The following is a 24,762-nucleotide window of genomic DNA, read 5'->3' as shown; positions in this document are numbered from 1 at the left end:
TATCAAGCTAAAAGATTATGAAATAAAATTAAAAACCCATGTATAAATAACCATCATTCCTAAAACAATTCCGCCTACAAGAAACACATCGTTGGTAAAGAACATTCCCAAAAATCCTACACATAGCATTGCAATACCATACATAAGCCCTATCGTTTTAGCTTTTTTAGAATTTTGTAAGAAGGAGCCAGGTAGAGGAAGTAAAGTACAAAAACAAGTAAATCCTAATAGCATAAACAACGGATTGTTACTTATAAAAAATATGATTACACCTAGTACACCTCCAAGAACTAATCCGCCAAAGGTATATCCGCTGTATTTTTCATCATCTGTGAGCAAATATTTACCATAGGAATCTGCTAATAAGATGGTGTTGGAGAGCGACTCCATAATCCATCCACCTAGAACAAATACTAAATACACGATAACTAATGGAATAACTAAAAATTTTAATTCTGAAGCTCGTAATACAGAAATTCCAATTCGATAAGCTATATACAATCCAATTATAAAAACCCATTGATTTCTAGAAGATTGCTTGCTTATCCAAAAAGCATATTTGAGATACCACTTGTAAAAGAAATTTTTAGATTTGATTGCAGTAGCCATTCCTTCACGAGCATAAGCCATATTTGGATTAAGTTGTAAAGCTTGTTTGAAATGTTGTAATGCCTTTTGTGTATCTCCATTTTCTAAGGCAACCCAACCTACATTAGCATGTGCATAATCGTCTTCGGCATTGTCATATAAAATATGTTCAACGGTTTCTGCCGCTTCTTCTTTTCGATTCAATTTGGTTAGCAAACGTGCACGAATATTTAAACATGTAGCATTTTTGGGATCTAGTTGAAGTCCTTCATTGACAAAATATAAAGCATCTTCAAACTTTTTTAAATCCATTAATAAAGCACCTTTAAAGCCAAAATAATCTGCCTCGTAAGGATACATTTCGATACTTTTGTTAATTAGAGATAGTGCCTCTTTTACATTGTCTAATCGTGAAGCAATTTGAGCTTTTAAAAAGAAAAGATTGGCTTCATTTGGTGTTTCTTGTAACAATGCATCAACAATTTCTGAAGATTTTTTGTAATTGCCAATATTAAAGAAGCAGAGTGACAAATAGTATTTACTGGTATAAGTGTAAGGGCTTTCAGCAACAGCTTTTTGCAAGTAAGTAATGGCTTCTTGAAATCGTCCTAGCTCAAATAATTGTATTCCTCGTTGATGATTTGTTGACTCCATTATTTTTTGATTTTTAAGTATGCTAAAATATCATCGTATAATCCACTATCATTGGCATATAACGCATAATTTTTAGAAGATATAAACCATTCTTTGGTACTTGGCTTTATTTTTTTTATCACTTTTAAAATATCTTTTGTACGTAAAGGTTTAGGAATACCGTCTTTGAAAGAATCTTCTAGTTTTGATTCAATTGCCATATCAATAGCAGCTTGGATATCGGCTCCAGAAAACTCTTTGGCAGCTTTAGCCAATGCCATATAATCAATGGTTTCTGTTGGTTTATCTTTTAGATGAATTTGGAAAATAGCAGCTTTTGCTGTTACATCTGGAGGTGATACAAAAATAATTCGATCAAATCGTCCAGGACGACGAAAAGCAGGATCTAAATGCCATGGTGCATTGGTAGCTCCTAGGATTAAAATTCCGTCATTATCAGCATCAATTCCGTCTAATTCAGCTAAAAATTGGTTGATTACAGACCTTCCAGACGTTTTGTTGATGTCATTTCTATTGGCACCAAGCGCATCTATTTCATCAATAAAAATAACACAAGGTGTGTTTTCTCGAGCTGTCTCAAAGATTTCATGAAGATTCTTTTCTGAGCTACCAATCCACATGTCTAAAATATCGTTGATTCCGACACTGATAAAATTTGCATTGATTTCGCCAGCAGTAGCACGTGCAATGTGTGTTTTTCCGCATCCAGGAGGTCCATATAATAAAATACCACCGCCAATTTTTTTGCCGTAAGCCTTGTACAAATCTTTATGTTCGAGTGGTTTGATGATTTTTAGGTCAATCTCCTTTTTAATGTCGTCCATGCCGCCAATACTAGCAAAATTGATTGTTGGCTTTTTAAGGAATGACAAGCCATCTTCGTCTATAAAATCTGGTTCGCGAGTTGTGTTTACTTTTAGTGCATTATCAAAATCTTCATTTTCATAATCGTCATATTGCTCTAGTAATTCTTTATAAGTTTCCTGTGCATCACTGTAATTTTCTTGACTAATTTGACAGTAACACAATAATTCAAGATATTTTAGTTCTGGACGAATTTTTATGATTTCTTCCAATAAAACTTCTGCGGCGGTACTTTTTTGTTGTTTGTAAAAACAGGTTGCTAACTCGTATTTTGCCTCAATATATGTTCCGTCTAAATCTATAATTTCAATGAGTTGTTGCTCCGCTTCTGCATAACTTCCTTGCTGCATATATAGTTTGGCAATTTGAAGTTTGAGTGGAATATTATTAGGGGAAAATTGTAAGGCTTCTAATAAACTTTCTAACATGTGTTCGATTTTTTTAAAGATATAAACTTTTATCGATAACCGATTTCTTCGCTAAGAGATACACGACTTTTGGTAAAATTACCTGTTCCAAACGCAATTTCACGTTCTTTTTCATCTACCAATGTGCTTTCTGCCACAAATAAATTACGAGATTTGAATTTAATCTTTCCATATGCAGTTATTTTTCCGTGACTTACAGGACGTGTAATATTAATGTTGAAGGAAGTTGTTAAGACAAAGGCGTCTTTTACGATTGAATTGACAGCAAAAAAAGCCGCATCGTCCAACAGTTTGAAATACACTGAACCATGAATGGCTCCTAACGCATGAAAATATTTGGAATCAACAACAATACTTATGGTTGCAGTTTCTTCTTTAATAGTGATTTTGGTGGTTTCATAGAGTTGCGTATTTACATTGGATGCCAAGTACATACGCTCTAATTTTCGGTAGTGTTCCATAAATTAAAATTAATGATTTTTTGGAACAGTTTTTCTAAAAAAGAAGAGCTTTTCAGAAGATATTAGATAATTGTTATATCCAATTTTTCGGAGTTTTTAATACTTCAATTAGTTTTGCTTCTTCGCTTCCCTCGGCAGGATGATGATCATATTTCCATTGTACTACAGGGGGTAAGCTCATCAAAATACTTTCAATACGACCATTGGTTTTGAGTCCAAACAACGTTCCTCTATCATGAACCAAGTTAAACTCTACATAGCGACCACGACGTATTTCTTGCCAATCTTTATGCGCTTGTGTGTATTCCATATTTTTGCGGAGCTCTACTATTGGCACATAACTTTTTAAGAAACTATTACCAATTTCAGTGACAAAATCATAACGATTACGCATGGAGAATTTTTCAGTTCTTTTTAAATAATCAAAGAATAATCCACCAACGCCACGTGCTTCGTTGCGGTGTGTATTCCAAAAATATTCATCGCATGTTTTTTTGAATTTCGGATAGAATGTTGAATCATGTTTATCACACGCAGTTTTACACACAGAATGGAAGTGTTTGGCATCTTCTTCAAAAAGATAATACGGTGTTAAATCTTGTCCGCCACCAAACCATTGTGTCACAATATTTCCTTCGGCATCATACATTTCAAAATAACGCCAATTGGCATGAACTGTTGGTATAAAAGGATTTTTTGGATGTAATACAAGGCTTAATCCGCAAGCAAAAAAATCGCCTTGTTCAACGTTAAAATTTTCTCGTAAAGCCTGTGGCAACTCGCCATGAACAGCAGAAATATTTACACCTCCTTTTTCAAATATAGCACCATTTTCAATTACTCGTGTACGTCCACCACCACCTTCTGGGCGATTCCAAAGATCTTCTTGAAATTTGGCTTTTCCGTCAATTTTTTCGAGTGTGGAAGTGATTGTATCTTGTAACTGATGTATGTAGTTAAGAAAAAGGTCTTTCATGATGTTCAATTGAATATCACAAAGGTACTTGTTAAAAGAGAAAGATTAAAATAAGCAGGTATAAAAAGAAGCCATTACTGACTTCTTTTTTGGGTTGTACTATTGTCCTTGTCCTATAGTATGTTCGCAAGGTCCATTTTGAGCACAGGTTTTAGCATTCGTTAAGCATTGGTCACCAGGACAACTATACGAGGTTTCTGAACGAAGTCCTCCAAGGATGTCTTCTAATGAGGCAACAGTGTGCTTGCTGAATGTCAATTTTACATTGTTTTTTTTCATATTCTTATGATTTTAGTTAAAAGGGAAAGCTAACTAAAAGTGATAAGTTATGTTTTACACTAAAGTTTAGAAAATAATTTTCTTATGATGGAGGGTGTAATTTTTTGAGAGTTGTTACCGTTGAAGCAGTCACAGATAGTGGTAGCACAATCAAAATTCCAATTACAGGAATCAAGAGGATGAGCATAAATACAATACCATTTCCAATGGCAAGACCACGATGTTTACGAACAAAAGCTACACTTTGTTTGTATGGAAAATAGCGTTCTAGTGTATAATCCATGCTTCCAAAACCAGCGTAATATGCCTGTACTAAAAAAATTAATATGGGAAATATAATACCAATTACAGGAATAAAACTGAAGATGAAAAATGGAATAATCCATAGGATTTCTACAATTAGATTTCTAACATTAAGTCTAATACTTCTTGCCAATACTGAGGTCTGTGCTCTTAATCCTACATTAGGTTTTCGTAAGTTTCCAGTATAATAATATTCAATTTTTTCGGAAATGGGCGTCATAAAAGGAGAAGCAACAGCCATCAATGTATGTTTAAAAATAACCAATCCAAAAGCAATTACAATTAACCCTCCAATTACATGACTAATAGTAGTAAAGGTTTGTTTTCCCCACGAAAACGACCAAACACCTGCAATATAATCGCCAATATTATCTGAAAACCCATACGCAGTAATCATAATGATAATTCCTAAAATGAAGCTGATTAGGATAGGAATGGCAAAAAATCGCCACAAATTGAGCGTATTCAATAATGAATAGGCTGAAAAGTAAGCTTGAATTCCGTTGTAAATGTCTTTCATCATAGTAGTAAAAGTACAATAAATCTATATAATTGATTGCCGATACTGTTGATTTGCATAAACTAGCCTTTCTTTTTTAATGAAAGATGTTCAAAAATAAAAAACTACCACTCAGAGTTTGCGAATGGTAGTTTGAATAATAGTTTTTTATGTTAGTTATAAGTCAAATCCAACAGAGAATAACCAAACTCTATTTTTTGGACTTCCATCGTCGTATATATCACCTAACCCTAAATGATAACGAGCACTAAATGAAATTCCTGTACCAGTCTTGAATCCAGCACCGAAGTTAACTCCGTAATCAAAACTATTGGGTTCAAATTCTTGTGAAGTATCAAATAGGTTAAAATTACTATCAAACTCTTCTTTATGTGAAATCGCTACACCAATTTGTGGACCAACTTCTAGGAAAAAACTATCTGCCAAGTATCCTTTCAACATCAATGGCAAGTTGATATAATCGAGTTTTTGCGTAAAAGTTCCTCCATTTGCTTCGATTTCGTATCCTTGTTGTGAATATAAAAGTTCTAGTTGCAGGGAAATGTTCTGATTTAAAAACGATTCGCCATAAACACCAATATGAAAACCACTACGATTTCCTGTGTCTGCATTATCATCATCGTCTAAACTTACAGCTGCTAAGTTGTATCCGCCTTTTATACCAACATTGGCGGTTCTAGATGTTGCGTCTTGTGCATTTCCTGCCTGAAAAGCCATTAATAAGATTCCAAATAATAAGACTAGTTTTTTCATGTGTTATTGTTTTTAAAGTTATATTTTGAATGCTATCCTAAACATGGATTAAAATATGATTGTAAAAGTATTATGAATGAAAAATACGTGTTAACTCATTTGCGTAGAATTTGTACCTTATTTACGATTTAGTTACCATTTTGGATTTTTAGAAGGTGTAAAGGAAATATATACATATAGAAAAATCCGTTGTTTGTTATTATAGAAACAACGGATTTATTTTATAATGTATTTACGAAGTAGAAACGAAGTGTATTTATGCTCTATACTCTTTTACTGCGTCAATAAATGCTTTGGCATTTTCGAGAGGAATGTCTGGTAAAATTCCATGACCAAGGTTTACAATATATTTGTCTTTACCAAATTCATTAATCATTTGATGCACCATTTTTTTAATTTCTGCCGGTGGCGAATACAATCGAGTTGGATCAAAATTTCCTTGTAGTGTAATATTGCCACCAGTTAAATAACGAGCATTTCGTGCAGAGCATGTCCAATCAACGCCTAAAGCTGATGCGTTGGATTGTGACATTTCATGAAGAGCAAACCAGCAACCTTTTCCAAAGGCAATAACTGGTGCGTCATCTTTTAATGCATCAATAATTTGATTGATGTATTTCCAAGAAAATTCTTGATAATCAGTTGGAGACAACATGCCTCCCCAAGAGTCAAACACTTGCACCGCATTGACACCAGCTTTTACTTTTTCTTTTAGATAAGCAATTGTGGTATCTGTAATTTTTTGCAAGAGTTGATGCGCTGCTATTGGATTGGTAAAGCAGAATTTTTTGGCTTTGTCAAAATTTTTGCTACCCTGTCCTTGCACACAATAACATAGAATTGTCCACGGCGAACCAGCAAAACCGATTAGTGGAATTTCATCGTTTAGCAACTCTTTTGTGGCTTTAATTGCCTTATAGACATACTCTAATTCTACAGTAACATCAGGCACAATTACATTGTCTACATCTTTTTGTGATCGTACAGGATTTGGTAAATACGGACCGAAGTTTGGTTTCATTTGTACTTCGATGTTCATGGCTTGAGGAATCACCAAAATATCTGAAAACAAAATTGCAGCGTCCATACCATAACGACGAATGGGTTGTACAGTAATTTCACTGGCCAATTCAGGCGTTTGACAACGTGTAAAGAAATCATACTTTTTTTTGATTTCCATAAACTCTGGTAAATATCTTCCCGCTTGGCGCATCATCCATACAGGTGGACGCTCTACCGTTTCTCCTTTTAAGGCTCTTAAAAATAAATCGTTTTTTATCATGTTCTAGCTTTTGGCTATTTGCTTTTAGCTTTTTTTTAATTAATCCGTTAATGATTTTTATATCCCTAGTTTTTTATAGATGATAATTAACGGATGTACCTTTATATATAACTCTTATTTTAAAAACAACAAACAACCCGATGGTTAAGGGTTTTAATAACTAAAACCCATTTGCACCTTATAGGTAGTGTTCATTCACCAATTCGATGACACTTTCAACGGTTGGTACTTTGGCGATTCGTACGTCTTCAAAATATTGTTTTGCTTCTTTTGCAGTAGTTTCTCCAATACAAAAGGCTATACCTTGTGCTTTATTTGCTGAGATATAACTTTGTACGGTAGATGGGCTGTAAAACATTACTCCTTCAATACTATCTTGTAATTTCTCTGCATCCAAAATAGTTTTGTAGGCACATATTTCTTCTACATGAATATGATTTTCTTCTAGTATTTTAGGCAATGCATCTAGCCGAATGTCACTACAAAAATAAGTTACTTCGGTTCCTTCTATGTATTCTACTAAATAATGAGCAAGTTGTTTTGAGTTGCGAGCAGATTTGACTACTGGACCAATTTTTTGTTCAATCAGTTTTTTAGTTCTACGACCAACACAATAAATATTTTCAAATTGTAACTCTGCAGGAGAAAAGTTTTCCAATAGTGCTGCAACAGCATTTTTGCTGGTAATGATTACATTTTTTATTGGCTTACGAACAACTTGTGGCTTGATTCGGTTGGTGCTGATTTTGATGAAATCACTACTTTCCGTAAAAATTCCTTCGTTGAAAAGTTGTCGTTGTGTTTCTGTTAATAGTTTGGTAGAATACACATTGATTTGTTTGCCTGAATTTTTAATATCGTCCATCAAGCGTTTTCCTCCACGGTCAATAATATAATCAGAACAGTATTTTGCCAAATCGTGATGTTCTCCTACTTTTTCATAGCGTTTTACGTAAATACGTTTTGTTCCATCAGTACTCAGTAATACACCTTCAAGTGTTACAACGTCATCTTTTATTTTGGCAATAGCACCAATTGGAGCAGTACAACCGCCTTCAAGTAAGTTTAAAAATTTGCGTTCAATTGATGTGCAAATTTCTGTTTCTTCATGGTTAATTTCTGCGCAGATAGCTCGTATTTCTTCATTTTCTTCTAAAGCTGTAATCATGATAGCTCCTTGAGCTGGTGCTGGAATCATCCAATCAAGATTGACAGCTTCTTCTGGTCGTAGTCCAATACGTCCTAATCCTGCGGCAGCAAAAATAGCTCCATTCCAATGTTGAGTATCTTTTAGTTTTTGGAGACGCGTATTTACATTTCCACGAAGATCTTCAATAGTATGTGTTGGATAGCGGTTAAGCCATTGTGCTTTTCTGCGTAGACTTCCGGTAGCAATTACGGCATTGCGTTGCGACAAAAATTCTTCATTTTTCTTAAAAACGAGCGTATCACGTACATTACCACGTTTTAAAACTGCGGCTTGAATAATACCTTTTGGTAAAACTGTCGGAACATCTTTTAGTGAATGTACAGCAATATCGATATCGTTATTGAGCATGGCTATGTCAAGCGTACGTGTAAATATTCCTGTAATTCCGAGTTCATATAAGGGCTTGTCTAAAACAAGATCTCCAGTAGATTTTACGGGTACTAATTCAGTTTGATGACCTAAATGTTCAAGTTGTTCTTGTACAACTTTAGCTTGCCACAATGCGAGTTCACTATCTCTAGTCCCGATTCTGATGCGTTTACTCATATGGAGTTATTTTCCAATTGAAATACTTTTTGTATCAGTGCTACACTTTCTTCAGAAGTTGTATTTTCATCTTTAAGATGATTGGCGAATTGTGTAGTTATTTTTTGAATAATTCTGTTGCTAATGATTTCTGCTTGCGTTTCGTCGAAGTCACTGATTTTTTTTCGCTGAAAATCAAGCTCAGCATTTTTGATGGCAGTAAGTTTTTGCTTCAATGCTTTAATTGTGGGCGCAAATTTACGTGTTTCTAACCAAGCAATGAATTCTTTTTTCACTTCATCAATGATGGCTTCTGCTTTTGGAATGTGTGCTTTACGACGTTCTAGAGTTTCATCTGTAATTTGTGATAATACATCTAAATGTACTAATGTTACATTGTCAAGCTCTTTTACATCACGAGAAACATTTTCTGGTATTGACAAATCTAAAACAAGTAATTCTTTGGTAGTTGGAAGATCTTTTTTTGACACAGTAGGTGTTTGTGCTCCAGTAGCCACAATTAACACATCCGTGTTTAAGATTTCCTCATTGAGAGCAGAATAATCTTTTACAGTTAAATTAAATTTACCTGCAATTTTTTCAGCTTTATCTTTGGTACGATTGATTAGCGTGATATGATTGTTCTTAGTATGCTTTACTAAGTTTTCACAAGTGTTTCGCCCTATTTTTCCTGTTCCGAAAAGTAAAATGTTCTTTTCGGACATGTTAGGTACATTTGTTAAGATGTATTGTACAGAGGCAAATGCAACCGAAGTTGCTCCAGAAGATATCTCGGTTTCATTTTTAATTCGTTTGCTAGCAGTAATTACAGCATTGACCAAACGCTCCATAAAACCATTCACTAATCCAATTTCTTGCGATTCTTTACATCCTTTGCGAATCTGAGAAATAATTTCAAAATCTCCCAATATTTGACTGTCTAATCCAGTACCTACTTTAAATAAGTGTGAAATAGCTTCTTTGTTTTTGTAAACATAAGCCACTTCTTGAAACTCTTCTACAGTACCATTAGAGTTATCACATAGTAGCTTGATTAACTGAAACGGATGTTGGGCAAAACCATAAATTTCTGTACGATTACACGTAGATATGATTAATGCTCCGTCACCAATTTCTGTATCTTTGATGGTAGATAGGATGGAAGCTTTTGCGGTATCTGATAAACTAAATTTTCCACGTATCTGTGCATCTGCTTTTTGATAGCTCATGCCGACACAGTAGAATGAATTATGTTTTGAAATATTGTATTGCTTCATGGGGATTCTAAAATCGTTAACAAAAGTATCATTCAACCATAAATAAAAATAACGCTTAAAGGACTTTTTATATCGCTCTAAGTTTTTTAGCTACAATTCATTTCAAAAACTTTCGAAATGTTTTAAATTTACTGCAAAATGAGTGTTTTTATTGTATTTAACATAGAATGATTCTAAATAAAACACTCGTAAGTATCGCTGTTTATGCAAGAAAAAAATATCGCTCAAGGAACTTTACTAGAAACTCAAATAGAGGATGGATTTTATATCGTTACTTTTCAAAACGATAGTAACAATACACAACAATTAATCCGTGAAATTGATAGTAGTTTTATTCAGTTTCATTTTTGCATAAAAGGAAAATGTAAGTTCAATTTTAATAATGGTCGTTATTCTTTTGATGTATTAGATGAACACGCATTATTGTTGTACAATCCACAAACAGATTTACCTATTAATGTTGATATTCAGCCAAAAACATGGTTGATTTCGGTATTACTGCCAATTAAAAAGTTTCACTCTTTATTTTCAACGGAAGCAAATTATATTCATTTTTTGAATGCCGATAAGAAGGATAAGAAGTATTATGATAATAAAAAAATTACACCGATGATGGCGGTTGTATTGAATCAAATGATTAATTATAATATGCACGATTCTATCAAAAAATTATACTTAAAAGGAAAGGCGTATGAGTTGTTGAGTCTGTATTTTAATCGTAGTGAAGATGCTGATGTTGAACAATGTCCTTTTTTGGTTGATGAAGACAATGTTCTTAAAATTCGTCGTGCCAAGGATATCGTGATTGCTAATATGGCTGAACCGCCAGGATTACAAGAGTTGGCAAACGAAGTTGGATTGAATATCAAGAAATTGAAAGAAGGCTTTAAGCAAATATATGGCGATTCGGTATTTAGCTTTTTGTTTGATTATAAAATGGAATATGCCCGGAAACTATTAGAATCGGGAAGTTACAACGTGAACGAAGTCGGATTGAAAGTTGGCTACAGCACGGCAAGTCATTTTATTGCAGCTTTTAAAAAGAAATATGGAACTACGCCTAAAAAGTATATTCAAGCAAGTGTTAGTTAATAAATAGTTTCAACGACTATCTTTTTCCACTGATTCGCTTTCGGTTTTTGTAAGTTACAAGTTCGATTGCATTGTGTAAAGTATCATCATCTATTTCATCTCCAAACATCTGAATGCCTCTGTAATTTTTTGATATTGTGTAGATTTTTGTATTTAATGTTGGTTTGTCTAAAAATGCAGCAAAATATAAACGAGATCCGCTACTGTAACGGCTTTCTTTGGTTACTTTGAAAAAATAGATGGTAATATCTCCATCTTCATTGCTTACATTTTCAGATTTTAGAAATGTAATATTATCTTTTTTGGTGTCAATTCCTAAGCGACTTATCAATCCTGATTTTGCATAATTTTGCTGCGTTTTTAATGAATCTGGAACCATATGTAATAAGTCTTTTTCTGCTAATTTCCACAAAGTAGCAGCCAATGCTTTTTCATTAAATATCGTTTTGTCTTTTAATGTTTGTGGGATTGATTCTTTGTGAGCTGCTAATAATGTTAAATACATTGTTAAAGCTGATCTGGCTTCTGTTTTGATAAGCTTGTCAAAAAAATCATTCACATTCTTCTCTTTTCGATATGGAAATAACAGTTTTACATAATTTTCTAACGATTTACTACTATGAATATCATAGGAAGATTTTCCTAAATTACGCTTAATCTCAATTTTGGCATCATTAACTAATTGATTTTTATAGCGTTTATACATTTTTGGCTTTACGAAATTGCTATCTACTAGCTGTGTAAGTAATCTGTATATCGGCAATTTGTATTCCTGAATGCTGGAATAGTTTAAAAGTTCAGGGAACAGATTTTTCTTGAGAGCTAAATCTTTTTTTGTGGAGGCAAACAATCTATTGATACGTCTGCTATCTAATGGAAAATCTTTATCAAGCAATTCAAGTACTAAGGAATGAGAAGCTTTGTCTTTTTGTTGTAATAAGGTTTTTAATACGGCTATTTGAGTGTGTGGCTTATCGTATGCTTCTTGATATAATTGTTTTAAAAATGGACGAATTTCATCTCCTTTAAGTTTCCCTAATGATGTAATTAAATAGTTTTTTATTTCTTCTCTATCTTCTGGGAATTCATACGTTTGGAGTAAGTGAATGATTTTTTGAACATGTGTGTCTGTAAATTTAATCCGTTCGTACGATTTTAATACAATGCTATCATTATTCTTAATTCCTTCAAAGAAAATAGCTGTCTTGTCCATAAAAACATCTTTACCAAGTAATGTATCTAAAGGAGTAAAAGTTTCATAAAAGTTTTTTACAAAATCAGAATGCTCAGCGATAGAATCTTCTAGTGTAGAGAGGGAAAAAAGCACTCCTTTTTTGAGAATGTTTTTTCTATAAATACGTTTAGCGCTGGCAGTATCTTTAAGAATAAATGTACTATAATAAACAGTGCCTTTTTGAGTTGCCGTTTTGTGTTCAACAATAAAGTTTTGTTGATAGGAACGTTCTAAGGAGTTCCAAATACTGTCAATAGTATGGAACATTTGTAAATCGTGATATTTTAAGCGATATACAGAGACTCTTTCATTACTTTTGGAAGTGTACGAAATGTATTTTTTTTCTTGGTCATAAGGCTTCTTTTCATGACCAAAATTTGACCTATACGATCTAGAAAAAGGTTGTTTGGTATTGGTCAATACTGAAAAATGCAACGATGTGTCAACTACTGTTGTGAACTTTTTATAAGTGGGATTTTTAAGCTGGAACGAATTAAAATATGCTGAAGCTTTCTTAGAATCTTTACCAACAAAACCTAGCAAATAATAACTTTCGTCTTTAATAATTGTTTTTAAATGTAATTTTTCTTGAGTAGTAGAATCAATCAAAGCAACTGATTCGTAACTTTTGTAAGGAGAGGAAATAAATGTACCACTTTGTTTGACAAGTTTTAAGTTTTTATAAAAGTTATCGTGAATGTATTGTGCTTCAAACGCATCTTCTTCAATATAATCAGTATCATTATTAAAAACTTCTTTAAAGAAGTAGTATTCTTCATTTATAGCAGCTTGTACCAATTTGTTGCCTGCGTTTTCAGTATTGTCAGAAATATAAGTAGCAGGAAATTTAAAAGAATATTTGTCATATTCAGAAGTATAGGTAGTCATTTCGTTAGAAGCTTTTCGAAATGATATCGAATCAAAAATTTCAGCTTCATACTTTAGAACAAAATCTTTTTTTCCAGCAAATTTAATAATGATTATTTCCAAAGGCGTTTTGTAGATATGATACTTTTGATAATCGCCTTTTTTAGTTTTATTAATAATGCTAAATCCTGGATAGGGTTCCGTAATTTTTTCTTTAGAAATGATGTCTCCAGGAATATCTTCATATAATAACGGATCAATTTCTTGGAGTGTTATTTTTTCTTCACTCGGAAAATGATCATATGTATTCAGTCGAGTAATAGTCAAATAAGCCCCATTAGTCATATCTGGAGCTAAGTAAAACTTTTGTTCTTTATATACAAACTCTCTAAGTTTATCGAACGCTTTTAATGAGATAAATCTATCCGGAGTACTGTAAGTGTTTAAAACAGGTTTTACATACAAATCTTCGAGTTCGGTTTTTGCTTTTTGAGCAAAATCAGTTTGTGGTGAGGTTAGAGGTTTTACAGAATATCCTTTATCTTTCAACATTTGTAGCATGCCTTTTTCGCCTGCTAGGTGTGCTGCTCCAACACCAGCAAAAACGGTTTTGTGTTGCATTAATGAATCCATAACACGCACCATATTTTCATTGCGTTTAAAAAGCATGTGCTCTCTGTAATGTTCTGTATTTAAAGCAGCACCTATAGAGTCAAGTAATTCGATGTTTCGGTCTCTGTATACATCTTCTTGAAAGTTATATTTGTTTTTTTTCTTAAAAAACTTTTGAATCCATTCGTCTGGTTTTTTCTTTCTAATATTATAAGCAGCACGTGAAGTTAAGTAATTAGCTTCAGCAATATTTTCAAGGCTAATAATTGGTTTTTGATTTTTTTTCCCTGCTTGATAAATAAACATGTCTAAATAGGTTTCTTCTTCAAAGTCATCAGCACCTGCATGTTTTCGGTATAAATATCCATTGATAATTCCATTGTCAAAACGGATAATACCACGAATAATATCTTTTTTGGAAAATTGCGGATTAAAGTTCCAATCATAAAAACGGGAGCCGTGTCGAAAACTTTTCCCTGAAAAATTATTGGTACTTTCGTAATTGTATGCCAACCAAGTAGAAGGATCGGATTCTAAAGCTACAGTTTCTGCTTCATTCAGAGCTTTAAAGAAAACATCATCCAAACGAAAAGCAACTTTTTTACTCACATGCATCGTACCATATAGATAAGATGGTTTGTTCATGCCGTTTCCAGAAATTTGCCATAAAAGACTCTGTTTGTTTTCTTGTGATAAAAGATAGGAAGCGCAAAAAAGGAATAAAACTGAAATATAAACTCTCATGAAAAAAGTAAATTTTTTTAAAAAACGGGTATAATATAATCGGTAAAGGCTTACAATGTACTAAAGATATGAATGTTATCTTGTTAATAGAATCATAATGCGTAAAAACGATTTATGAATGAGTGAATAGAGATTTCCTATGATTGCTTACCTGTTAATTGAACATAGAGTCGTATTTTTGTGTTTCTTAAAAAAATCTTGAAAAAGCATACAAAAAATAAACTGATGAAAGGTGTATTATTAATCAATCTGGGTTCGCCTGATAGTCCCAATCCGAAAGATGTAAAAAAATATTTAGCAGAATTCTTAATGGATGAGCGTGTTATTGATGTTCCTCAGTGGTTGCGTTGGTTTTTGGTTAAAGGAATTATTTTAAATACACGACCAAAAAAATCAGCAAAAGCGTATCAAAAAATTTGGTGGGAGGAAGGATCTCCTTTAATTATTATTTCGGAGCGTTTTCAAGAAAAAATTCAAGAGCGAGCTAAAGTTCCAGTAGCCCTAGGAATGCGCTATGGTTCTATGAGTATCAAAAAAGGATTGCAAGAATTACATGATAAAGGTGTTGATGAGGTTTTAGTAGTACCTTTATATCCGCATTACGCAATGTCTTCAACAGAAACAGTGATTGTAAAGACACAAGAAGAGCAACAGAAGTATTTTCCTCATATGGAATTGACTATTATGCCTTCTTTTTACAATCATCCAGATTATATCCGAGTACTTTCTGAAAAAATAAAGAATCATATAAAAGATGTGGATTATGACCATATTCTCTTTTCATATCATGGAATTCCTGAAAGACATATTCGTAAAACAGATCCAACAAAGTCACATTGCAAAATAGACGGAAGTTGTTGCAATACACCGTCAGAAGCACATAAATTTTGTTATCGTCATCAATGTTTTGAAACTACAAAAAAAGTAGCCGAATATTTGGAACTACCGGAAGGAAAATATAGTGATTCATTTCAGTCGCGTTTGGGAGGAGATCCTTGGTTAAAACCTTACACAGATAAAGAATTTGAGCGTTTTCCCGAAGAAGGAAAAAAGAATTTGGTGGTAATTACACCTGCATTTGTTGCAGATTGTTTAGAGACGCTTGAAGAAATCGCAATGGAAGGAGAAGAAGAGTTTAAAGAAGCTGGAGGAGAGCATTACAAGCATGTTCCTTGTTTAAATGATGATGATGCATGGGTTAAAGTAATGACACGGTGGATTAATGAATGGAGTGTTACTTCTGACAATCAGGTAACTACCTAATGTAATGACTCAGCGTAGATCTGCCGAATTAGGAACTGAGTCAATTGGAAAACTACTAATAGCGCAAGCATTGCCAGCGTCTATTGGAATTTTGGTCATGTCGTTGAATATGGTTGTTGATACTATTTTTGTAGGTCAATGGATTGGTTCAATGGCAATTGCTGCGATTACTGTTGTAGTACCTCTTACTTTTTTAATTGCGTCCATTGGTATGGCAATTGGAGTAGGAGGAGCATCAATCATTTCTAGAGCTTTGGGAGCTGATAATTATGAGAAAGCACAACAAACATTTGGAAATCAGATTGTATTATCTCTCGGATTGGCAGTTTTCTTTGTTGTTATTGGACTTATTTTTAAGGAAGAAGCATTGGCTCTTTTTGGCGCAAAAGGAGCAATTTTGGCACCCGCAGAGATTTACTATGTCATAGTCATGTATTGCATTCCTTTTTTAGCACTTTGTATGACAGGAAATCCAGTAGTGCGGGCAGAAGGGAAGCCTAAATTTGCTATGGTAGCTTTGATTCTTCCTGCCATTGGAAATATTCTTTTTGATTACATTTTTATCAATGTATTAGATATGGGCATGGCTGGTGCGGCGTGGGCAACATCTATTTCGTACTTTATTTGCTTTGTTTTTATTTATTGGTTTTTCTTTTCTAAGCATAGCGAACTTAAAATACAATTACACTGTTTTAAGCTGAAACACACTATTGTTCGAGAAATTACAGAATTGGGAGGAGTTACTTTAGCGAGGCAAGGAATGGTTAGTATTTTATCAATCATACTTAATCATACATTATTTACATACGGAGGAGAAACATCTGTAGCTATGTATGGTATCATTAGTAGAATGTTAATGCTGGCGTTATTTCCCGTTATGGGTATCACACAAGGGTTTCTGCCGATTGCAGGTTATAATTATGGAGCAGAAAAGCTTTTGCGTGTTCGAGAAAGTATTACTATTTCTATTAAGTACGGAACCACTCTTGCCTTACTTATATTTGCTGTTATTATGACATTTCCTGAACAAATTACCGCAATTTTTACGAATGATGAAATGGTAATCAGAGATACACCAAACGCCTTACGTTGGGTATTCCTTGTAACTCCTTTGATTGCAGTTCAAATGATAGGAGCTGGTTATTTTCAAGCCATAGGCAAGGCAATTCCTGCTTTATTGTTGACGCTTACCAAACAAGGTTTTTTTCTCATTCCATTAATTTTAATTTTGCCTGCCTATTTTGGAATTTTAGGAGTTTGGATTTCTTTTCCTATAGCAGATTTACTTGCAACGATTGTTACTGGTTGGTATTTGAATCGTGAAGTGAAACGTACATTAAAATAAATTATTCTATTAAAAAAACTGTCTGAAAAGTTAAAGTAGAATCTTTTCAGACAGTTGAGTTATCTTTATTAATTGTTATGTTAAAAACATGTGTCGCATGTTAGCGAAACAGAATTATTATTGTACTATTACTTTTTTGGTAATCACTTCATCGCCTGTTCTAAATGTTACAAAATAGATTCCGCTTGATAGTTTGCCAGTTGCATTCCATTGAATGGATTCTGTGATATTCGCTGTTACTTTTATGTTCGTATTGTGAATGATTACACCGTAAAAATTTCGAACTTCAATCACTACAGGAATTGTTTCTGAAGTGTTGATTTTAAAAGTCATGTCACCATTATTTGGATTAGGTGAAACTTCAACTTCTTGGAGTTTAACTTCTTTTCGAGTTCCATTAACGCAAACAAGATTAGAAGGTTGAGAACTCACACTTTCACTACAAATAGCCCGTACTGTAACAACTGTACAACCACGATTTGGTAAAGATAGGGATACACTAGTCTCTGTAGTTTCTACAGGAACTATCGAAACTGGATTGTCACATCTACAATCTACTGGCCAAAATTTAGCTGGTTCAACTATATAACCAATAGCTCCAGGAACAGGATCCCAAGTTACGGTATTGCCTGACACTTGTACATTTGTAGGAGCGATGACGTCACTACACGGCGGCCACCATTGGTCTAATATATCACAACTTATTTCGCCACATACTTCACAATCACTTTTCATATCTTCAGAACGTTGTGATTGACAAATACTGCGGCCGTAACAAACTTCTCCACAATCTGAAATTACTTTGTGTACTACAAAATAACATTTTCCGTATTCGGCATTAAATGAGAAGTTTTCACCTATTTGATAACTCTCTGGAGTATATGGTCCGCCAGTTAAATTTGGACTACTTAATATGTACCATTCATGTTGAAAAGCACTAGAATATGTGTCATAATTTACTGCCGATAGTGTGTAATTTTGTTCGTCTATATGATTAATATCAAGGAAGAAATTGGCTTTTATAAAATCATCACAGCACTGTACTTTAAATGATTTTTCTACAGGTGTCCAAACTTTACACTCACTAAGATTCGCAAATGCAATTGTAAGAATATATTCTCCTTCTGTAAAATATTTTGGAGTATCTAAAGAAGCAAACTCTTCAGTAATATTAACTTCAGTCATATTTCCATAAAACCAGCCAATGGAGCCAAACCATTGCTTTTGCCCGTTTACAACTCTCCATGCATGAATATTATATCTTCCTTCTCCTATAGTTGCATTTCCATCTGCCCAAATATCCTCACCAATGCAAAAAACATCTTTGTCTATATCATTTTCATCTTCTAAGTGGAAATCTGCAGGTTCTACATAAAAAGGCTCAACAGCAACTCTATCTTCTCTCCAACCATAACAACCATCTGTCCAGATACCATGTTTTATATAGTATCTTTTAGATAGGTCTAACCAGTTAAAATTAGCAGTTTCACCACTTTGAATTCCACCAATTGGTCCATCAATTGTGTTGATATCTTCAACTTCTCCTTGTGTATCTGTTTCATATAAGCCCCACCAATGGTTTTGAGGGTCTAAGTCTAATGCTTGCACCGATACTTTCCACGTGCCGTTATCACAAATTACATCTATTTCAAAATTTGGAGAATCGGTAATATCACACGGCGGTGGCGTTACCGTTACGACACCTTGTGATACATTGTAAAAAATATTATCAGAACATCTCACAATAATTCGTCCGTTAGAAGTGTATTCGCCTGGAACGGTAATGTCTTGAGATCCATCGTTTGGAGTATTTTCAGCCAAAACAATATCCCATGTAAATCCACCATCAGTAGATAAAAGAATATCAACGTTTCCACAACTTACAGGTGCTGTGTTAGTATTGGCAACATCCCATGTCACGGTTTGTGTGGTTCCTTGTGCCCAGGTTTGACTTCCAGATTGAGAGGTAACCAAAAATGGTCCAGATCCTCCATCGGTAGTGACTCTCATTTCATCTACCGCTTGGCATCCCCAACCAAATCTGTTATCTCTCACGGTAAATGCAAAATCCATTACACGTCCAACACTTGGTAAAACTTCCCATGTTGGAGTTGTGCCATTTAAAACGGCTGGTAAATTAGGAAAGAAACGTGTTTCGGTTGCCAATGGTTGTATTGATCGAAACATTGGTCCTTGCGTGTTTGTAGTTGCTGGTGGCATTGTGCCAGTTTCATTATCTATTTGTTCCCAAGCGTAACTAGAAGCTTCTGATGCTTCTCCTGTTAGGAAAAATGGCGTTGATCTTGGAATGGTTCTGTTAATTCCTGCGTTTGCTGTTGGATTAGAATTATTAGAGTTGATAAGAGAACCACAAGTACTATTTCCGCTAATCATATTATCATACATTTCTTCAATACTTATAGTATGAAAATAATCATCGCTATTTGCTTGTACATTTGGTGCGCAAATTCCAGCATATCCCATAATTGTGGAGGCGCTACCAGGCTCTACTGCCGTTGCATTATTTCTATTGCAATTATTATTTTGTGTATGGTTTGCTCCAAATTGATGTCCCATTTCATGGCTTACATAATCTACATCAAACACATCACCGATAGGATCAACTAAACTTGTTGCTCCCTTAGCTTTATGGCTACCTTGACAAACGGAACTCCTTCTAGCAATTCCGTTATCAGCACCTTGAGCAAATACATGTCCAATATCATAATTACTATTTCCAATTTCACTATTAATATTAGATTGATTTTCGTCCAGCATAGTTGATACATTGGAGTTTGTATAAGGATCTGTAGCAGCATTTGTATAAATAATGTCATCATTATCACTAACTAAAATCATATGTACTGCCAATTCACGGTTGTATATTCCATTAACTCTCGTCATCGTTACATTAATAGCAGCCATTGCATCTGCAACAGTCCCTCCGTGATATTGTGCATATTCACCAGTACAAGCAACTGCTAACCTAAAAGTTCTAATTTGGCAATCGCCCAAATCTATTTCTGGAGAGCCATCGGTAGGCTTATCTTTAAAAGAAGGAATATTTTCATAGTCGCAGGAAAAATTCTTCTGAATAGGTGTATCTTGCTTAAAATACACTTGATAATAGTCAGATATTTCAATTTTTGAAATCGGATCTATCAAAATTGTCTTTCCACCCAAAATTTGTGCATGAAATCCTTTTTGTGTAAATCCAAAAGCGATTGTTTTGTTTGAATCGTCCATACTAACTCCTTTGTATGAATGAATTTCTGGAAATTTTGCAGCTAATTTTTCTTCCATGATTGGAAAATATTGAACTTCGAAGGTTTCCATTCCCGAATTTGGAAGCGGAATGCTAAGTATTATTTTTTGACCTCTTGGAGCTTCCCTTAGGCTTTTAAGTTCATTTTTTAATGCAGGTTCATTTAGTTTCAATACTCTAGCATTGGTTGGTGCCGAGTTTTGCTGTTTAATAATAGTTGGTTTTTGAGTATCCTGCCAATAGTTTTGTGGATTTACTTGACTAAAACCATTCAAACTAAAGAGCATAAATACAATTAAGTAAAAGTATTTTTTCATATTGTTAAAGTTTGGTTTTCCTACTCTATTTGTATTGGCTTTTCGGAATCCGCCATTATTTAGTGGTTTATGAAGAAGACTCTAAAAGCAAATTTTGTTACCCAAAACAATTAGCTATTCAGATAGAGGAAAGTCAAAAAAAGTGTAAAACGCATAATCAAGAAGAATAATCCGTATTTTAGTAGCTAAAACCAAACCAATCTTTACTCATGCGAATTAAGACCATATTATTAGTATTATTTCTCGCCTTTAGTAACCAGAATGAAGCACAAGCGCAAGATTTTGAAGAAGCGTATTATAAAAATTTAGAATACAGACTTATAGGTCCTTTTCGAGGAGGGAGAAGTGCCGCAGTGACAGGTGTTCCTAATAAACCAAATTTATTTTACTTTGGAGCTACTGGTGGAGGAATTTGGAAAACAACAACAGGAGGAAGAACTTGGGAAAACATTTCTGATGGTTTTTTTGGTGGAAGCATTGGCTCAATAACTGTTTCTAAAAGCGATTCAAATGTTATATATGTAGGCGGTGGTGAAAAAACTGTACGAGGTAATGTATCTTCTGGATACGGAGTTTGGAAAAGTGTCGATGCCGGAAAGACATGGATTTTTTCAGGGCTAGAAAACTCAAGACATATTCCTAGAATGGTAATACATCCTACAAATCCCGATATTGTATATGCTGGCGTGATGGGAAACATCTACAAATCATCTGAAGACAGAGGTGTTTACAAAAGTATCGACGGAGGAAAAACATGGAGAAAAACACTATTTGCCAATGCAGATGCTGGTGTAGTTGATTTACTGATAGATCCAACCAATCCCAGAATTTTATATGCGTCTACTTGGCGTGTTCGCAGAACTCCCTATAGTTTGAGTTCTGGTGGCGAAGGTTCTGCACTATGGAAAAGTACTGATAGCGGCGAAACGTGGACGGAAATCTCAAAAAATCAAGGTTTTCCAACAGACACGCTTGGCATAATTGGAGTTACGGTTTCTCCTTTGAATAATCAACGTGTATGGGCAATTGTAGAAAACAAAGACAAAGGAGGTTTGTACCGCAGCGAAGATGGTGGCGAAACGTGGACACAAGTTAACAGCGAGCGCAAATTACGTCAGCGTGCTTGGTATTACACACGTGTATATGCTGACACCGAAAACGAAGATATCGTTTATGTACTAAACGTTCGTTATCATAAAAGTACGGATGGCGGAAAAACATTCAGTACCTACAACGCTCCACACGGCGACCATCACGATTTGTGGATTGCACCCGAAAATCCGAAACGAATGATTATCGGTGATGATGGCGGCGCGCAAGTAACGTATGATGGTGGGGAAACATGGAGTACTTATCACAATCAACCAACATCACAATTTTACCGCGTCACGACTGATAACAGCTTTCCATACAGAATTTATGTAGCGCAACAAGACAATTCTACCATTCGAATTCCGCATCGTACGGACGGTTGGGCAATTACCGAAGACGATTGGGAAAGTACGGCTGGTGGTGAATCAGCACATATTGCTGTTGATCCTAAAGACAATGATATTGTGTATGGTGGAAGTTATGATGGCTTTTTAACACGAGTGAATCACAAAACAGGAACGGTAAGGGCAATCAATGTATGGCCAGACAACCCTATGGGACATGGAGCAGAAGGTATGAAATATCGTTTTCAGTGGAATTTCCCTATTATCTTTTCAAAACACAATCCAAATCGATTATACACCTTTTCAAATCAAGTGCATGTGACGGAAAACGAAGGACAATCGTGGGAAATTATCAGTCCAGATTTAACCAGAAATGATTCCGAAAAACTCAAATCTTCTGGTGGACCGATTACGCAAGACAACACTTCCGTAGAATACTACTGTACCATATTTGCTGCCCAAGAATCACCTTTGAAAGAAGGATTGTTGTGGGTAGGAAGCGACGACGGATTGATTCACATTACGCAAAATGGCGGACTAACTTGGGAAAATGTCACGCCAAAAGGAATGCCAGAGTGGATGATGATTAACAGCATTGAACCAAGTGCTTTTGACGCAGGAACATGTTATGTTGCTGGAACGAAATACAAAACAGGTGATTTTTCTCCGTACATCTATAAAACAACAGATTATGGGAAGTCTTGGACAAAAATTACAAAAGGAATTGACGCTGAACACTTTACTCGTGTATTGCGTGAAGACCCAAAACATAAAGGATTATTATATGCTGGAACAGAAACAGGGATGTATATTTCATTCAATGATGGAAAAAATTGGCAATCGTTTCAGCTAAATCTTCCCATAGTTCCTATTACTGATTTAGCTGTAAAAAACAACAATTTAATCGTAGCTACACAAGGAAGAAGTGTGTGGATTATAGATGATTTAACCGTGATTCATCAACAATACAATCGTGCGAAAGACACACATATTTTGTACACACCAAAAGACAGTTATAGAATGCGTGGCAATTCTCAAAAAGGAAGTAAAACGGAAGGAACGAATCATCCCAATGGTGTGATAACGTATTTCTATTTGAACGATTACGACGAAAAAGATGAGGTGTCATTGAGTTATATGGAAGCCAATGGCGATGTTATCAAAACATTCAGTACTAAAAATAAAGAAAAAGATAAACTGAAAGTAGAAAAAGGAGCCAATATGTTTTTGTGGGACATGATGTACACAGGAACAGAGCGTTTAAAAGGCATGATTTTATGGTGGGCAAGTTTAAATGGTCCAAAAGCTGTTCCTGGCGAATATAAAGTGAAATTAACCATAAAAAAGGAAGGGCAAGATGCAGTTGAAATCATAAAGCCATTTACTATTCTAGCAGATCCAAGAGCAGAAAGCACCTTGGCTGATATGCAAAAGCAATTCGATTTCATCAAAGATGTGAATGCTACTATGGACAAAGCGCATAAATCAATCAAAAAAATTCGTAAAATTAATACAAAACTAAGTGCGTTTGCTACTCAATACAAAGAAGATGAAAATGTAAAAGAACTAGTTGAAAAAGCCAATGCTTTGAAAAAACAATTTACCGAAATTGAAGAGGCTTTGTATCAAACTAAAAATCGTAGTGGACAAGATCCGTTGAATTTTCCAATTCGACTCACTAACAAATTAGGGCACTTAAATTCACTAGTAAGTATGGGCGATTTTGCTCCAACTGCACAAGATATAGCTGTAAAGAACGAATTGACACAAAAAATTAACAAAGAATTGAACACTTTTAATACCTTAGTCGACACAGAAATTAAAGCGTTTAATGAAGCATTTAATGCTAAAAAACTCAACTATTTGTTCATAGAAGACTAAATGGGAGAATATTATAATTACATAAAGTCACTGCATTTAATTTTTGTAGTGACATGGTTTGCAGGACTTTTTTACATTCCTCGATTATTTGTATACCAAATCGAAGCTTTTCACAAGCCATCACCTGAAAAAGAAATTCTAGGAAAGCAACTCAAGCTCATGGCAAAACGCTTGTGGAATATTATTACCATACCTTCAACGGTTTTGGCAACAATCTTTGCGGTTTGGTTGCTCATCATCAATCCGTATTGGCTCGAACAAGGATGGATGCATGTTAAGCTTACTTTTGTTGTACTCTTATATGTATATCAACTTAAAACGCATCAAATGTACAAACAGTTGCAAAACGACGATGTACGCTACAGTTCTAATTTTATGCGTTTGTGGAATGAAGGAGCGACGTTTATCCTTTTTGCAGTAGTATTTTTGGTAATATTAAAAAGTACTATTAACTGGATTTTTGGTGTAATAGGAATCTTTGTGCTGGGCATCTTGCTCATGCTTGGATTTAAAATTTACAAACGCATCCGCGAGAAAAACCCTGGAGCGTGATATTGGCTTGATTCTTGTTCAAAAGCCTAGCAAA

At 34.5% G+C, this 24,762-nt stretch carries 17 protein-coding genes; 5 read left to right on the top strand and 12 right to left on the bottom strand.

The window, feature by feature from the left end; translation table 11 throughout:
- Positions 1–15: 15 nt before the first annotated feature.
- The 10 genes from AA088_RS14355 to hemA form a co-directional block, all read right to left on the bottom strand.
- Positions 16–1,242 carry a tetratricopeptide repeat protein gene (locus AA088_RS14355; RefSeq protein WP_046745722.1) on the bottom strand — a complete coding sequence of 409 codons (1,227 nt, stop codon included), beginning with the start codon at positions 1,240–1,242 and terminating at the stop codon, positions 16–18.
- The gene (locus AA088_RS14350; RefSeq protein WP_046745721.1) at positions 1,242–2,534 is read right to left on the bottom strand and encodes an ATP-binding protein; all 1,293 of its coding nucleotides are present in this window, start codon (positions 2,532–2,534) and stop codon (positions 1,242–1,244) included. The genes AA088_RS14355 and AA088_RS14350 overlap by 1 nt, the downstream gene beginning before the upstream one ends.
- Before the next feature lie 29 nt (positions 2,535–2,563).
- Entirely contained in the window at positions 2,564–2,995 is a 432-nt protein-coding gene (locus AA088_RS14345) for a PaaI family thioesterase (RefSeq protein ID WP_046745720.1), read from the bottom strand.
- Between the two features lie 73 nt (positions 2,996–3,068).
- Entirely contained in the window at positions 3,069–3,971 is a 903-nt protein-coding gene (hemF, locus tag AA088_RS14340) for an oxygen-dependent coproporphyrinogen oxidase (protein ID WP_046745719.1), read from the bottom strand.
- Between the two features lie 99 nt (positions 3,972–4,070).
- Entirely contained in the window at positions 4,071–4,250 is a 180-nt protein-coding gene (locus AA088_RS14335; protein WP_046745718.1) for a hypothetical protein, read from the bottom strand.
- 82 nt (positions 4,251–4,332) lie between these two features.
- Positions 4,333–5,076, bottom strand: coding sequence for an EI24 domain-containing protein (locus tag AA088_RS14330; RefSeq protein ID WP_046745717.1), 744 nt, complete (start codon positions 5,074–5,076; stop codon positions 4,333–4,335).
- Between the two features lie 153 nt (positions 5,077–5,229).
- Complete coding sequence (locus tag AA088_RS14325) at positions 5,230–5,826, bottom strand: porin family protein (protein WP_046745716.1); 597 nt, start codon at positions 5,824–5,826, stop codon at positions 5,230–5,232.
- Positions 5,827–6,082: 256 nt separating this feature from the next.
- Positions 6,083–7,108, bottom strand: coding sequence for a uroporphyrinogen decarboxylase (gene hemE / locus AA088_RS14320; RefSeq protein ID WP_046745715.1), 1,026 nt, complete (start codon positions 7,106–7,108; stop codon positions 6,083–6,085).
- 178 nt (positions 7,109–7,286) lie between these two features.
- Positions 7,287–8,864, bottom strand: coding sequence for a hydroxymethylbilane synthase (gene hemC / locus AA088_RS14315; protein WP_046745714.1), 1,578 nt, complete (start codon positions 8,862–8,864; stop codon positions 7,287–7,289).
- Positions 8,861–10,120: a glutamyl-tRNA reductase gene (gene hemA, locus AA088_RS14310; protein WP_046745713.1), complete on the bottom strand. Its 1,260-nt coding sequence runs from the start codon at positions 10,118–10,120 to the stop codon at positions 8,861–8,863. The genes hemC and hemA overlap by 4 nt, the downstream gene beginning before the upstream one ends.
- A gap of 204 nt (positions 10,121–10,324) precedes the next feature.
- Between hemA and AA088_RS14305 the strand changes: the two genes are divergently transcribed.
- Positions 10,325–11,212: a helix-turn-helix domain-containing protein gene (locus AA088_RS14305; RefSeq protein WP_046745712.1), complete on the top strand. Its 888-nt coding sequence runs from the start codon at positions 10,325–10,327 to the stop codon at positions 11,210–11,212.
- Positions 11,213–11,228: 16 nt separating this feature from the next.
- On the opposite strand, the gene AA088_RS14300 is transcribed toward AA088_RS14305, so the two are convergent.
- Positions 11,229–14,669, bottom strand: coding sequence for a TraB/GumN family protein (locus AA088_RS14300; protein WP_046745711.1), 3,441 nt, complete (start codon positions 14,667–14,669; stop codon positions 11,229–11,231).
- Between the two features lie 225 nt (positions 14,670–14,894).
- On the opposite strand from AA088_RS14300, the gene hemH reads away from it, so the two are divergent.
- The gene (gene hemH / locus AA088_RS14295) at positions 14,895–15,932 is read left to right on the top strand and encodes a ferrochelatase (protein ID WP_174442407.1); all 1,038 of its coding nucleotides are present in this window, start codon (positions 14,895–14,897) and stop codon (positions 15,930–15,932) included.
- Positions 15,933–15,936: 4 nt separating this feature from the next.
- Complete coding sequence (locus AA088_RS14290) at positions 15,937–17,277, top strand: MATE family efflux transporter (protein WP_046745710.1); 1,341 nt, start codon at positions 15,937–15,939, stop codon at positions 17,275–17,277.
- Positions 17,278–17,394: 117 nt separating this feature from the next.
- Here AA088_RS14290 and AA088_RS17770 read toward each other — a convergent pair whose 3' ends face one another.
- Positions 17,395–20,859 carry a zinc-dependent metalloprotease gene (locus AA088_RS17770; RefSeq protein WP_052752919.1) on the bottom strand — a complete coding sequence of 1,155 codons (3,465 nt, stop codon included), beginning with the start codon at positions 20,857–20,859 and terminating at the stop codon, positions 17,395–17,397.
- A 209-nt stretch (positions 20,860–21,068) separates the two neighbouring features.
- On the opposite strand from AA088_RS17770, the gene AA088_RS14280 reads away from it, so the two are divergent.
- On the top strand, positions 21,069–24,176 hold the full coding sequence (locus AA088_RS14280) for a VPS10 domain-containing protein (RefSeq protein WP_046745709.1): 3,108 nt from the start codon (positions 21,069–21,071) through the stop codon (positions 24,174–24,176).
- Positions 24,177–24,728 carry a CopD family protein gene (locus AA088_RS14275; protein ID WP_046745708.1) on the top strand — a complete coding sequence of 184 codons (552 nt, stop codon included), beginning with the start codon at positions 24,177–24,179 and terminating at the stop codon, positions 24,726–24,728. It begins immediately after the preceding gene.
- Positions 24,729–24,762: the final 34 nt, after the last annotated feature.

It is taken from the genome of Kordia zhangzhouensis (genome assembly GCF_001005305.1).
In the GTDB taxonomy this organism is placed as follows: domain Bacteria; phylum Bacteroidota; class Bacteroidia; order Flavobacteriales; family Flavobacteriaceae; genus Kordia; species Kordia zhangzhouensis.
The sequence above is the reverse complement of the archived record's forward strand: the minus strand, read 5'-3'. Positions and strand labels throughout refer to the sequence as shown.

Bases quoted from the DNA above. Each gene is read 5' to 3' on its own strand.
- AA088_RS14355 (WP_046745722.1), bottom strand. From the start codon at position 1,242: ATGGAGTCAACAAATCATCAACGAGGAATACAATTATTTGAGCTAGGA.
- AA088_RS14350 (WP_046745721.1), bottom strand. From the start codon at position 2,534: ATGTTAGAAAGTTTATTAGAAGCCTTACAATTTTCCCCTAATAATATT.
- AA088_RS14345 (WP_046745720.1), bottom strand. From the start codon at position 2,995: ATGGAACACTACCGAAAATTAGAGCGTATGTACTTGGCATCCAATGTA.
- hemF (WP_046745719.1), bottom strand. From the start codon at position 3,971: ATGAAAGACCTTTTTCTTAACTACATACATCAGTTACAAGATACAATC.
- AA088_RS14335 (WP_046745718.1), bottom strand. From the start codon at position 4,250: ATGAAAAAAAACAATGTAAAATTGACATTCAGCAAGCACACTGTTGCC.
- AA088_RS14330 (WP_046745717.1), bottom strand. From the start codon at position 5,076: ATGATGAAAGACATTTACAACGGAATTCAAGCTTACTTTTCAGCCTAT.
- AA088_RS14325 (WP_046745716.1), bottom strand. From the start codon at position 5,826: ATGAAAAAACTAGTCTTATTATTTGGAATCTTATTAATGGCTTTTCAG.
- hemE (WP_046745715.1), bottom strand. From the start codon at position 7,108: ATGATAAAAAACGATTTATTTTTAAGAGCCTTAAAAGGAGAAACGGTA.
- hemC (WP_046745714.1), bottom strand. From the start codon at position 8,864: ATGAGTAAACGCATCAGAATCGGGACTAGAGATAGTGAACTCGCATTG.
- hemA (WP_046745713.1), bottom strand. From the start codon at position 10,120: ATGAAGCAATACAATATTTCAAAACATAATTCATTCTACTGTGTCGGC.
- AA088_RS14305 (WP_046745712.1), top strand. From the start codon at position 10,325: ATGCAAGAAAAAAATATCGCTCAAGGAACTTTACTAGAAACTCAAATA.
- AA088_RS14300 (WP_046745711.1), bottom strand. From the start codon at position 14,669: ATGAGAGTTTATATTTCAGTTTTATTCCTTTTTTGCGCTTCCTATCTT.
- hemH (WP_174442407.1), top strand. From the start codon at position 14,895: ATGAAAGGTGTATTATTAATCAATCTGGGTTCGCCTGATAGTCCCAAT.
- AA088_RS14290 (WP_046745710.1), top strand. From the start codon at position 15,937: ATGACTCAGCGTAGATCTGCCGAATTAGGAACTGAGTCAATTGGAAAA.
- AA088_RS17770 (WP_052752919.1), bottom strand. From the start codon at position 20,859: ATGAAAAAATACTTTTACTTAATTGTATTTATGCTCTTTAGTTTGAAT.
- AA088_RS14280 (WP_046745709.1), top strand. From the start codon at position 21,069: ATGCGAATTAAGACCATATTATTAGTATTATTTCTCGCCTTTAGTAAC.
- AA088_RS14275 (WP_046745708.1), top strand. From the start codon at position 24,177: ATGGGAGAATATTATAATTACATAAAGTCACTGCATTTAATTTTTGTA.